Raw genomic sequence first — 12,668 nt, forward strand, 5'->3', positions numbered from 1 at the left:
CGGGAAGCGGCGAACATAGTTCCGATCGATTTCGTGTTGCAGGGACCATCGATGGACAACGGCGCCACAATGCATCTTGCCGTTTCGCCGCTTCCGGGAACCGCCGATCCATCACCCGAGCCGGAATTCGATCGTCTGGCGCGGTTCGTACAAAAGGCAGAAGCCGCCGGGCTGGACATGGTGCTGCTTGCCGATGCCGCGCCGGCTTCCGGCGGTGAAACGGCGAACCGGCAGATGCCCTTCGAAGCGACGACCTTACTGGCCGCGCTGGCGACGGTAACAAGCAGGATCGGCCTCGTCGCAATGGCCTCGACGGTCGCCCACCAGCCCTACAATCTGGCGCGCCGTTTCGCCTCGCTCGACATTATCAGCCGCGGCCGCGCCGGCTGGCATGCGACAATGGTGCAGGCGCCACGCGAAGCGGCCAATTTCAGCCGGACTGAGGGGTTTTCATCAGACGATTTCCGCCGCCGCACGGAGGAGTATATCGGCATCGTTCAAGGCTTGTGGAACGGCTGGGACGCGGACGCGCTGCTGTTCGACAAGAGCGGCGGCCGCTTCCATGATCCTGAAAAGATGCATCTGCTCGACCACAAGGGCGAGTTCTTTTCCGTGCGTGGCCCGTTGAACGTCGCGCGATCGCCGCAAGACATGCCGGTGCTGGTGCTGTCCGATCTGTCGATATCAGACATGGATATTGCCGCCCGCGCCGCCGATGTGCTCCTGCTGGACGAACGGTCGGCGGAAGACACCAAGGCACGCCATGACGATCTGAAGCGCCGCGTCGCCGCCCGTGGGCGGGACCCGGATGCCGTGAAGGTGCTGATGAATGTCTCGCCCGTCGCCGATGGTAAGCCGGCCGCCCTCGCCGACAAATTGGAAGAACAGTTCCGCTCGACACGCTGCGACGGTTTCAACATCCTCATGCCACCACAGCTTTCAGCGCTCGACGATTTCGTCGATCTGGTTTTGCCGGAGTTGCGGCGGCGTGGCCTCTTTCGAGCGGGCTATCGCGGAGCGACGCTGCGCTCGCATCTCGGACTTGGCGGCGGAGGTGACCGATGACCGCCGCGTCCCGCCAGATGAAGCTCGGCGCCTTCCTTTGGGCGACGGGTCATCACATCGCAGCCTGGCGTCACCCGAAGGCACATGTGACGGCCGGCATCGACATCGACCATTACATCCAGCTGGCGCGCGCGGCGGAAGCGGCGAAGTTCGACATGATCTTCTGCGAGGATGCCGCCGGCCTGCGCGAGGCCAATGTCGGCCTCGCCAGCCAGACCTCACGCTCAATCGGTTTCGAGCCCATCAGTCTGCTGTCGGCGCTGGCGGTGCAGACCAGCCGCATCGGTCTCGTCTCCACCGCCTCGACAAGCTACAACGAGCCTTACGGGCTGGCGCGGACCTTCCTGTCGCTCGACCATCTGAGCGGCGGCCGTGCCGGCTGGAACCTGGTTACCTCGGCCAGCCCGATCGAGGCCGCCAATTTCGGCTCGACCGGCCTCAAGCCCCATGCCGACCGATACGTGCGGGCGCGTGAATTCGCCGAGGTGGTGACCGGTCTTTGGCACGGCAAGCTCGACGGGGCCTCCGGATCCGGTCACGATGGCCAGAGTTTTTCGGTTCGGGATCCGCTCGACCTACCGCGTTCGCCGCAGGGCGCGCCGGTCATGGTTCAGGCCGGCGCCTCGGATGTGGGCCGCGACCTTGCCGCCCGCACCGCCGACGTGGTGTTCACGGCGGCGCAGACTTTCGAGGAAGCGAAGGCCTTCTATGACGATCTCAAGGGGCGTCTGTCAGCCTATGGGCGTGAGCCGGACGACATCAAGATCATGCCGGGCGTAGCGCCCGTGGTGGCGGAAACGGAAGCGGAAGCCCGGGAAAAATACGAGGAATTGCAGGAACTGATTCCCGACGATGTCGGCGTTGCGCTGCTGTCCAGCTATCTCAGCATCGCCGATCTGTGGCGCTATCCGATCGACGGGCCGCTGCCGGAGTTGCCGCCCAGCGAAGGCATGCAGAGCCGGCAAGCGCTGGTCATCGAGCAGTCGCGCCGCGACAACCTTTCCATTCGTCAGCTTGCCCGCCATTTCGCCGGCGCGCGGGGCCATTGGCGCATCGTCGGAACAGCGGCCCAGGTCGCCGACGCGTTGCAGGCGCGATTCGAGGGAGGTGCCGCCGACGGCTTCAACGTCATGCCTTCTTACTTCCCGGGCGAACTCGATGCCTTTGCCACGCTGGTCGTGCCGGAACTGCAGCGACGCGGCCTGTTCCGCAAGGACTATGAAGGCCGAACACTGCGCGAGCATCTCGGATTGAAGCGACCGATGTAGCGCAACGAGCGCTCACGACGCCTTGCTGATGACCATGACGCAGTGGACGTAATCCATGGCGTGCCCCTGCGGGGCGCGCGCCACCTCGGCCTGATAGGCGCCATAGAAATCATCGACGATGCCGGCCCGCTCGTCCGCCGGCCGCGACGGATCCAGGGCGCCGGCAAACACCGTTTCCGACCATGAGCGCAAGGTCGGCACATAGGCTTCTGCGAAGCGCGCCGCGTCTCCATGGCGGCGAAAATCGGCTGCGTAGGGGCAAGCCGTCACGGTGGTGGAGACATGGTCGAGCCGCAAGCCGGCCCGAGAGACAGCCGAGTTCGCGTCGGCGAAGGGTGCCGCGAATTCGGCCTTGCTCTTGTAGAATTGCTGGAAGGTGGCGTTGCGGTATTCGGCGGCATTGATCCGGCCAGATGCGTGCAGCTCGCGCCAGTGCCTGGCGAAGGTGTCGAACATGTTGACGCCGCCAGTGTTGCCGAGATAGCGGCCTTCCTCGTCGACGCAGAAATTGGCGAGCACCAGCCTGCCACCGGGCCGCAATTCGCGGGCGCGGTGGAGCAGGATGGTTTCCCAATCGGCCATGGCCTGTGCGCGGAACTGCGCCCGCTCCCGCGGCGTCGCGCCGACCGCCTGCACATGATCGGCGATCATTGTCGGCCGGCTGCTCAGCCAGTGCATGGCGGTGGCCGAAAAGCCGAGGGACAGCGTGCCGCTGGCAAGAACCTGACGATAGAAACTGGTGCCGCTGCCGAAGATGTAGACATCAGGCATGCCCGCCAGCGGCGCATCGGTCGACGCCCCGAGCAGGCCCTGGGTCAGCCGGAAGAGAGCGGCGAAATCATTGTGCGGCAGGTCGGTATAGGTGATCGCAATCTCGCGATCCGGTTCCCTGGCGCGGACGAGGCCAACGATGCGGCGCATCAGGTCAAGCGATGTGCCGCCGTCGGCGGCGCCGAAATCGGCCACTGTAAACGGCACTCCTCCGGTGAGCGGCTGCATGGCGGCGATGACCTCGGCGACGAGATCGCCGGCACGGTCGATCACCGCCTTGGCCCCGACCGTGTTGGACGAGTAATAGCCCGCCCCGCGCATCGAGATCACCGGCATCGCGGCCTTGACGTTCATGCCCTTGCCCTTTCCGGTCCGGCCGAACTGGCCATCATTACGGCGCGCGCGCCGCTTATCGTCAAGCCTTGTCATTCGTCATCGGTCCTGCTGCCGCCGGCGCCGGTGGCTCGGGAATTGTCCGAAGCCGGCACGTAGGTTCTCGCCGCTACGGCGCCGAGTGCTTCGAAAACCGTGGGATCGATGCCGGCACGTCGGCGCCGGTCCGGCTCCCGCATGTCGTCCGGGTCCCTGCTTATCGTGAGGTCGGCATCCGGCGCCATCCAACCGGCGTCGCCGGCTTCTGCGGCGATGGCGCCGCCAGCGACATCCGCGCTCGCGCCCTTCCACGACACGCGCACCCGTACATCCCAGAGCGCGGCGAAGCCGACCAGCCACAGGGGATGGGCCACCCGGTCGATCCGCAGCGGATCGCCCGTGAGCATGCCGGGCCTGTCCGCGATCAGCGCCCCGGTACGGATTGGGCAAAGGCAAGAACCGTCGGTGGGCGCCGAAATCGCCGATCCTGCCCCTGCCGGGAATGACAGAGTGGGCGCGGCCAGGGACGGACTATCCCGCGCCAGTGCCAGCAGGGACGGTGCCCAGGGCAGCCCGCCGGCGGCAAGCGCCCTGGCGCATTTGCCGATGTCGTCACAAGATCCCCAATTGAAACCGGCGCCGCGCGCGGCCTTCGCCGCCAGCATCTCGACCTCGTTCAGCGACAGCTCGATCACGATGTCGCCCTGGCTGTCTTCCGCGCGGCAATGTCCTCGGGAAAGGGGGCGCCCGCAAACAACGAGATGCGCAGCCATCGGTCCGAACGCGGATCGAAGCGGCTGGCGCCGAAGAAGGCGAGCTTCGAACGCAGCAGGTCGATCGGCCGCATCGTCGCATCGGTCAGATTCCCGCGGATTTCCGTGTAGGGATTGCCGGCGGCCAGTTGCACCCGGCGCACGACGTGGCGCCATTGCGGCTGCCCCAGCAGCAGGTTCGCGACCGGGCTCTCCGACGGCTCGGCCTCCAGCACTGCGGCCAGACGGCGGATGTCGCGCGCCACCGCCAGCGGCTGCTCGCGTTCGGCACCCGGCTCGCTGTGCCGCTCGCCAAGGCGTGGCTCGAGCTTCTCCTCGGAAACATACCAGAAGCGAGCGTCCGCTTCGGCCACGCCGAAGTCGTAGGCCAGAGCCCAGCCATAGTGCGTTTCAATCAGCCCGCGCAGCGCGCCGCAACTCATGGCGCCATCGATCCGGTAGACCGCCCCCTCGTCACAAGCCATGGTGTCGGCGAGTTCGTCGACCAGCGCGCCGTGCGGCTCCAGCATCAGGGCGACCATCGCTTCCTGCCCTTCGAGCGAAAGGTTCTGCTCGGCGAAGCGATAGAGCGCGTCCCACGGTTGGGCTGCGCCAGCCAGAATCCCGACCGCCCGATTGCCAATTGTCTCGCAGTCGGCCGCCAATTGCAGAAGGGCGGCGCCCTGCTCCGCATCTTCGGTCTTCCAGCGGCGGATGTTGTCCTGCATCGCGGCCAGGGCTGCGAGAAACCCTTCAATGCTGGCGCGGTCGGCCGCCGCCAGCGAGCGGACGCGCGCCAGCGCCGTCTCGCGCGCCAGCATCCAGCGGTGCAGCAGGAAGGGATGGCGCACCAGAAACGGCGCCATGCCGAGGCCGGTGGAATTGCCGACACCGAGTTGGCGGCGCAATTCAGGATCGAGCATCGCAGCGCGGCCGGGCGCGCGCCGTCGGGCCATGTGTTCGGCCAGCGCGATGGTGAACGAGCGGATCAGCCAGACGGTCAACATTTCGGCGCGGAACGGTCCGGCAAATTCCGGTCTTTGCGAAATGCGGTCGCGGTCGGCAATGCCGAACTTGCCATTGCCGTAGACCGCCGTGGTGCGCATCAGATAGCCGACATTTTCGATCTGGACGGCGTCGGGCTGACGGCCTTCAGCCAGCCTTTCGACGACATGGGCGAACAGCCTGACGCTCTTGTTGGCGCGCGACAGGATCAGGTCGCGTTCGCTGAACCGTCCCGATTCCTGGAGCGGCACATTGGCGGCGAGCCGCGTGATCTCGGCCGCGTCGGGCACGCCGTCATAGAGCACGTAGCTGGTGTCCCACGCCTCGGCGATAACCCGGTCGGTGCGCATGGCATCGGCCAGCGGCGTCGAAAAGGCGATCAACGCATAGGTTCGCATCGGCATGTCGACCCGGAGCACCGCATGGCCGAAACCGTCGTCATCGAGTTCCCACGCAGAAGGCGCGACTTTCCACGCTTCCCGTTCGGCTTGCCGCATCATTGCCCGTAGGAAGCTCAGCCGCGTCGGATGCGAGGCCCCCATGCGGTCCAGCCGCATGACGACGTCCGGCGGCCGCAGAGCGATGGTGTTCACGGTGAGGCGCCTGAGGATTTTTCGCCGCGAAAGACCCGTTGCATCAGCCTTACCCAATTCCCGCCCATGATGCCGTCGGCTTCGGTTGGCGAGAACCCTGGCCGCAGCAGGCCTGCACGAATCCCCGGAAAGTCCCGATTGGAGGCAAACCATGCCGGTTGGGCCGGCAGCACCGCCGGCCCGTTCGGATTGTCGGCGGGCGCAAGCGTCCAGCGTCCGTTGCGCATCCAGCCGATCACTGAATCGTCATGGCCCTGACAAAGGTCGGAACCGATGCCGATCCGATCCACGCCGATCTGTCCGGCAAGTCTAGCTGCCATCGCGCAGAAGGCCTCGAGCGTGCATGCGCTGCCGCCAGCCAGATGATGCGGATAAAGCGACAGGCCCAGCATGCCGTCATTGGCGGCGAGCGCGTCGATCACCCTGTCGGAAACGTTTCGGCCCGTATCGCGCCACCAGCGCGGATTGGCGTGCGTGACCGCGACCGGCGCCTCGGAAGCCTCGATGGCATCGAGTGTGGTGGCTTCGCCGGCATGCGACATGTCGATGACCATGCCGAGGCGGTTCATTTCCCGCACCACTTCCCGGCCCATGCGGGTCAGGCCGCCATCGTGGCTTTCCTGCCAGCCGGTCCCGAGCAGCGACTGGTTGTTGTAGGTCAACTGCATGAAGCGCAGGCCAAGATCGTAGAGAATGGACACAAGCCCGAGATCGGCCTCGATCGGCGACGGATTCTGCACGCCGAACAGGATCGCCGTGCGTCCGCTTTGCCTCGCCGTAGCGATGTCGGCAAGGCTCGACGCCTTGACGATCAGATCGGCATTGTCGGCAAAGCGCCGATCCCAGGCTACGATGCGGTCGACCGTCTCGCGGAAGTTCTCGTGGTAGGCGATCGTCGCATGGACCACGTCGACACCGCCCTCGCGCATCTCCTCGAAAATCGCGCGCGACCAGTTGCAGTACTGCAGGCCGTCCATGACCAGCGGAGCCTGGGGATCGAAGCCGTCTGCCAAATGCGGACACTCACCGTGGCTAGGGCTGCGTTGACAAAAGCAGCCTCCCCAGAAGACCGGATCATTGGCCAGGTTGCAATCCGATTGTTCTGAGCCAGGGGCGAAATCGGCTCAGGGATGCATCATCCGGGCGGTTCCCGAAACCCTGATCGAGCTGCCCGGCGTCGGCGGAATGTCGGCACGCAGGCGCGAGCGCATGCCCATATCCTCACCCTGCACGATATCGATCGCACCGCCATGCGGCCAGCCAATGTCGCGCAGATAGCCGGCGAAGGCGGCGGTCGACGCGCCCGTTGCCGGGTCCTCATAGACGCCACCGGAGGCGAACGGATTGCGCGTGTGGAACAGCCGAGGCGTTTCGGCATAGGCCAGCAGGATCGTCACCAGCCCTTCGCGCCGCATCAGGGCCTGGCCGGTTTTCAGATCGTAGCGCATGGCGGCCAGCGCCTCGCGAGACTTGAGCACCAGCACAAGATGGTCCGCACCGCCATGGATCAAGGCCGGTGGAATGGCCGGGTCGAGATCGCCTGAAGTGTAGCCGAACAGCGCCAGCGCCTCGGCAATCAGCTCGAACGAGGCCGGCTTGCTGCGTGTCGGCGGAGACTGCAGGGCGGCGGCGACGTTCGCGCCATCACGGAACCCTTCGACGGTGATGCTCGCCTGGTTGAGGGTCAGCGGGAAAATCCCATCGCCAAACTGCCGGACCAGCGCCGCACCAAGGGCGATGGTGGCGTGGCCGCAGAAGGGAACTTCCGATTCCGGCGAGAAATAGCGGACCCGCCAGCCATTGCCGTCGGGCGCGGCAAAGGCGGTTTCCGAGAACCCGACTTCGGCCGCCATGCGCTGCATCGCGGCTGCATCGGGCAAGACATCGCCTATCAGGACTCCGGCGGGATTGCCGCCATTGTCACCATCCGAAAAGGCCGCGATTTTCAGGACGTCCATCTGCTTCCACCTCGTACTGCCAAAGCGCGCAGGAAACACCTTCCCAGGTGATTTGAGAACCGAAGAAATCGATGAGCAGCTGTGACCTGACCGATAAGGTTAGCCGGCCGTCACCTTGTCACACGGCGCCTGAAGGTCGGCATCTGACGCGGCTGTGTGAGCAACCAGCGCCGTCATGATCTCGGCGGCCGCGAGCGCCGCGATGACTTGCGGACGCTTGTCCTTGACGGCGTCGCCGCCGATCGGCAAGACGAGGCGGGCGAACTCCGCTTCGCTGCCATCGGCCGATTTCAGGAACCAGTTCCTAAACGTCGCCTTCTTGGTCTTCGAGCCGATCATGCCGACATAGGCGGTGTCGTTGCGTTTCAGCGCCTCGGCGACAATCAGGAAATCCAGCGCGTGATCATGGGTGAGGATGGCGAATGCGGAACCGGCCGGAGCGTTTCGCAGCTCGGCCTCGGGCATCGGCGTCAACCGCGTCTCGATGGTTTCCGGCATGCCTTCCAGTGCCTCGGCCCGCGTCTCGATGACGACGCCATGCACCGGAAGAAGTGCAATGGTCGAGGCCAGCGCCTGACCGACATGACCCCCGCCGAAGACGTAGACATGCGGGAGATGTGCCTCTTCGACCTCCGCCGCAGCAATGAGTTCGGCGGCGAGCGCGGCGTCGACGCGCCGGATCAACACTTCGACGCGCCCGCCGCAGCATTGGCCGATCTCGGGGCCGAGCGGCACGTCGAGCGTCGCGCAGACCTCCCCAACCTCGATGCGGCTATCCCGCCCTCTTGTGGAGGAGAAAAGCATCTGCCGTGCCTTGTCGATGGCCATGTATTCGAGTTGGCCGCCGCCGATGGTGCCAAAGATCGCCGCTTGCGAGACGAGCATGAAGGCGCCCTTCTCGCGCGGTGTCGAGCCTCTGGTGCCCGCCACTTCGACCAAAGCGATGCGGCCTTGGCCAGCAAGGAAGTCTTTCAGGCTTTGCACTTTCGAATTCATCATTCGCATTCCCGTAGGGAAACATAGGCTTTTTCGGTCTGAATTGCACGTTCTGCCAGCCTCAGGCCTTGGCCTCGCCCTTCAGCCGCTCGATCGCCATCAGCACGCGTTCGGGTGTCGCGGGGGCATCGAGGCGCGGACAGATCTTGTGGTCGGCGACGCTTGCCACCGCGTCCGACAGCGCATGCAGCACCGACATGCCGAGCGGGAACGGCGGCTCGCCGACCGCCTTGGAGCGGTGGATGGTCGGTTCGCTTGCCTCCGGCCAGTCGGCCAAGGTGACGTTGAAGATCTTCGGCCGGTCGGAGGCGAGCGGGATCTTGTAGGTCGACGGCGCATGGGTGCGCAGCCGGCCCTTGGCGTCCCACCACAATTCCTCCGTCGTCAGCCAGCCCATCCCCTGGATGAAGCCGCCTTCGACCTGGCCGAGGTCGATGGCGCGGTTCAGCGAGCGGCCGGTCTCGTGCAGGATATCGGTGCGCTCGACCATGTACTCGCCGGTCAGCGTGTGGACCGAGACTTCCGAGCACGAAGCGCCATAGGCGAAATAGTAGAAGGGACGGCCCTCGCCCTTGTCGCGGTTCCAGTGGATTTTCGGCGTCTTGTAGAAGCCCGCCGCAGAGAGCTGGATGCGGGCCATGTAGGCCTGCTTGACGAGGTCGGCGAAAGCGATCTCCTGGTTGCCGATGCGCACCCGGTTGGGCAGGAACAGCACCTGATCACGCGGCACCTGGTATTTTTCAGCGGCGAAATCGGTCAGCCGATCCTTGATCTGGCGAGCGCCGTTCTGCGCCGCCATGCCGTTGAGGTCGGTGCCGGACGAGGCCGCCGTGGCCGAGGTGTTCGGCACCTTGCCGGTGGTGGTCGCGGTGATCTTCACCTGGTCCAGGTCGATCTGGAATTCCTCCGCCACCACCTGCGCCACCTTGACGTAGAGGCCTTGCCCCATCTCGGTGCCGCCATGGTTCAGATGCACCGAACCGTCGTTGTAGACATGCACCAACGCCCCAGCCTGGTTGTAGTGGGTGGCCGTGAACGAGATGCCGAACTTGACCGGCGTCAGCGCCAGGCCGCGCTTGATGAAACGGCTGTTGGCATTGAAGGCCGATATCTCGCGCCGCCGCCGCGCATAGCTGGCGGTTTCCTCCAGCTCGGCGACGATGCGCTGGATGATGTTGTCCTCGACCGTCTGATGGTAGGGCGTGATATTGCGGTCCGAGGTGCCGTAAAAGTTCTTCTTGCGGATTTCGAGCGGGTCCTTGCCGACGGCAAAGGCCACTTCGTCGATGACGCGTTCGGCGCCGACCATGCCTTGCGGACCGCCAAAGCCACGGAAGGCGGTGTTCGACACGGTGTTGGTGTAGAGCGGCGCCGACTGGGCATGCACCGCCGGCCAGAAATAGGTGTTGTCGCAATGGAACAGCGCGCGATCCGTGACCGGGCCTGACAGATCCGCCGAGAAACCGCAGCGCGCCGCGAACATGAAATCGACGCCCAGAATGCCGCCTTCATCGTCGAAACCGACCTCGTAATCGATGAGGAAATCATGCCGCTTGCCGGTGGCGATCATGTCGTCGTCGCGGTCGGGTCGGATTTTCACGGCGCGATGGTGCTTCTTGGCAGCGATGGCTGCGAGCGCGGCAAACTGATTGCCTTGCGTTTCCTTGCCGCCGAAACCGCCGCCCATGCGGCGGATTTCCACCGTGATGGCGTTGCTCGGTACGCCGAGCGCATGGCTCACCATGTGCTGGATTTCGCTTGGATGCTGGGTCGAGGAATAGATGGTGACGTCCTGGTCCTCGCCGGGAACGGCCATGGCGATATGGCCCTCGAGGTAGAAATGCTCCTGGCCACCGACGCGCATTTTTCCTTTCAGCCGGCGCGGCGCCTGCCGGATCGCTGTCGCGGCATCGCCGCGCTTCAGCGTGAGTGGGGGCGTGACGAGCTTGTCCTTCTTCGGATCGAGCGCGCCGATGTCGGTGACGAAAGGCAATTCCTTGTACTCGACCTTGGCCAGCCTGGTGGCGCGGCGCGCCTGCTCGCGCGTTTCGGCAATGACGCAGAAGATCGGCTGGCCAAAGAACTCGACCTTGCCGTCGGCGAGCACCGGCTCGTCGTGGCGGCCGGTCGGCGAAATGTCATTCTCGCCCGGCACGTCCTTTGCCGTCAGCACGTCGACAACACCGGAGGCTGCACGCACCGCGGACAGGTCCATGCGGGTGATGGTGGCATGCGCGGCAGAAGAAAGACCGAGGCAGCCATGCAGCGTGCCGGCGGGTTCCGGCATGTCGTCGATATAGACGGCGGTGCCGCTGACATGCTTGTGCGCGGAATCGTGGCGCTGATCGGTGGCAACGCCGCCGGCGATCTTTTCAGCCTTCAGATTGGGGGTGGCGTGCTTGTTCATCATGCCGCCTCGTGCCTTGAAACCTGGATCGGCGCCCTGGTTCCGCTGGTTTCGGCGAAGAAACGCAGCAAAAGGTTGCGCGCCGCCAGCGCCCGGTATTCGGCCGAAGCCCGCATGTCGGTCAGCGGCGTGAAATCCGTGGCATACTGCGCCATCGCCGCCTCGACCGTCTGTTCGGTCCAGGGCTTGCCGAGCAGCGCCTTTTCGACAGAAGAGGCCCGCTTCGGCGTCGCCGCCATGCCGCCATAGGCGATGCGGACGTCCGCGACCGTGCCGTCCTTGGCCAGTGTCAGGGAGAAAGCGCCGAGTGCTGCCGTTATGTCCTCGTCGCGGCGTTTGGTGATCTTGTAGACGGCAAATTTCGTTGCCTTGGCCGGCACGGGTACGTGCACGGCCTCGACGAACTCGCCCGGCTGCCGGTCCTGCTTGCCATAGGCGATGAAGAAGGTCTCCAGCGGGATCGTGCGCCGTCTCTTGCCCTTGCGCAGCGTCAGGCGCGCGCCGAGCGCGATCAATGGCGGCGGCGTGTCGCCGATGGGGGACCCGTTGGCGATGTTGCCGCCGATGGTGCCCATGTTGCGCACCTGCTCGCCGCCGATACGGTCGAACAGCGGCCCCAGCGCCGGGATGCGCCTGGCCAGTGTCGAGAACGCGTCGGTGTAGGTGACGCCGGCGCCGATCGTGATGACGCCCTTGTCTTCCGAGATGGTGCAGAGCCCGTCGAGATCGCCGATGAAGATCACCGGCGAAATATCGCGCATGTGCTTGGTCACCCACAGGCCAACATCCGTCGAGCCGGCAACGATGGTGGCGCCGGGTTCCTTGTCGAGCACGGCGGCGAAATCGTCGATGTTGGCTGGCACGACGAGGCGCGCCTTGCCGGTGCCGATCTCGACCCGCACGCCGTCATGCATCGCCTCGAGCCTTGCCGTGATCGCCTTGCGCTCCACCGCCAACGGATCCTTCGCGGCCTTGCCGTAGCTGGAGATGGCATGCGCCGCGCGCATGATCGCCTCGTAGCCCGTGCAACGGCAGAGATTGCCCTGCAAGGCCTTTTCGATGGCCGCGTTCGACGGGTCGGGCGATTTCATCCACAGGCCATAGAGCGACATGACGAAGCCTGGCGTGCAGAAGCCGCATTGCGAGCCATGGCAATCGACCATCGCCTGCTGTACCGGATGCAGCTTGCCAGCCTCGCCGCGCAGGTGTTCGACGGTCACGACATGGGTACCGTCCAGCGAGCCGAGGAAGCGTATGCAGGCATTGACGCTTTCATAGACCAGCCCGTTGGCCGAAAGCTTGCCGACCAGGACAGTGCAGGCGCCGCAATCGCCTTCGGCGCAGCCTTCCTTGGTGCCGCGCAGCGACCGGTTGAGCCGCAGCCAGTCGAGCAAGGTCTCGTCGGGCGCCACCTTTGCGAGCGTGACGTCCTCGCCATTGAGGATGAAGCGGATTTCGTTGCGGATATTGACCTTGGCCAC

At 65.2% G+C, this 12,668-nt stretch carries 10 protein-coding genes; 2 read left to right on the forward strand and 8 right to left on the reverse strand.

Features of this window, described 5'->3' with window-relative positions; all coding sequences use genetic code 11:
- Positions 1 to 51 precede the first annotated feature (51 nt).
- Both AC56QQ_RS00620 and AC56QQ_RS00625 read left to right on the forward strand, forming a co-directional pair.
- Positions 52 to 1,065 (forward strand): LLM class flavin-dependent oxidoreductase, encoded by a 1,014-nt coding sequence (locus tag AC56QQ_RS00620; protein ID WP_497125147.1) that lies wholly within the window; start codon positions 52 to 54, stop codon positions 1,063 to 1,065.
- The gene (locus tag AC56QQ_RS00625) at positions 1,062 to 2,333 is read left to right on the forward strand and encodes an LLM class flavin-dependent oxidoreductase (protein ID WP_497125148.1); all 1,272 of its coding nucleotides are present in this window, start codon (positions 1,062 to 1,064) and stop codon (positions 2,331 to 2,333) included. The genes AC56QQ_RS00620 and AC56QQ_RS00625 overlap by 4 nt, the downstream gene beginning before the upstream one ends.
- 12 nt (positions 2,334 to 2,345) lie before the next feature.
- Here the strand turns inward: AC56QQ_RS00625 and AC56QQ_RS00630 are convergent, their stop codons facing one another.
- From AC56QQ_RS00630 to xdhA, 8 genes are all read right to left on the reverse strand, one after another.
- Positions 2,346 to 3,533, reverse strand: coding sequence for a class I SAM-dependent methyltransferase (locus AC56QQ_RS00630; RefSeq protein WP_497125149.1), 1,188 nt, complete (start codon positions 3,531 to 3,533; stop codon positions 2,346 to 2,348).
- Positions 3,530 to 4,171: a DUF3726 domain-containing protein gene (locus AC56QQ_RS00635; protein ID WP_497125150.1), complete on the reverse strand. Its 642-nt coding sequence runs from the start codon at positions 4,169 to 4,171 to the stop codon at positions 3,530 to 3,532. The genes AC56QQ_RS00630 and AC56QQ_RS00635 overlap by 4 nt, the downstream gene beginning before the upstream one ends.
- On the reverse strand, positions 4,168 to 5,826 hold the full coding sequence (locus AC56QQ_RS00640; RefSeq protein ID WP_497125151.1) for a hypothetical protein: 1,659 nt from the start codon (positions 5,824 to 5,826) through the stop codon (positions 4,168 to 4,170). Before AC56QQ_RS00640 ends, AC56QQ_RS00635 begins: the two co-directional genes overlap by 4 nt.
- Positions 5,823 to 6,839: a membrane dipeptidase gene (locus AC56QQ_RS00645; RefSeq protein ID WP_497125152.1), complete on the reverse strand. Its 1,017-nt coding sequence runs from the start codon at positions 6,837 to 6,839 to the stop codon at positions 5,823 to 5,825. The genes AC56QQ_RS00640 and AC56QQ_RS00645 overlap by 4 nt, the downstream gene beginning before the upstream one ends.
- Before the next feature lie 111 nt (positions 6,840 to 6,950).
- A complete protein-coding gene (locus AC56QQ_RS00650) occupies positions 6,951 to 7,784 on the reverse strand; it encodes a PhzF family phenazine biosynthesis protein (RefSeq protein ID WP_497125153.1) in 834 nt (277 codons plus the stop codon).
- 99 nt (positions 7,785 to 7,883) lie between these two features.
- Complete coding sequence (gene xdhC / locus AC56QQ_RS00655; protein ID WP_497129259.1) at positions 7,884 to 8,780, reverse strand: xanthine dehydrogenase accessory protein XdhC; 897 nt, start codon at positions 8,778 to 8,780, stop codon at positions 7,884 to 7,886.
- 61 nt (positions 8,781 to 8,841) lie between these two features.
- Complete coding sequence (xdhB, locus tag AC56QQ_RS00660) at positions 8,842 to 11,187, reverse strand: xanthine dehydrogenase molybdopterin binding subunit (RefSeq protein WP_497125154.1); 2,346 nt, start codon at positions 11,185 to 11,187, stop codon at positions 8,842 to 8,844.
- A complete protein-coding gene (gene xdhA, locus AC56QQ_RS00665) occupies positions 11,187 to 12,668 on the reverse strand; it encodes a xanthine dehydrogenase small subunit (protein WP_497125155.1) in 1,482 nt (493 codons plus the stop codon). Before xdhA ends, xdhB begins: the two co-directional genes overlap by 1 nt.

This window comes from Mesorhizobium sp. RCAM 05099, assembly GCF_059683685.1.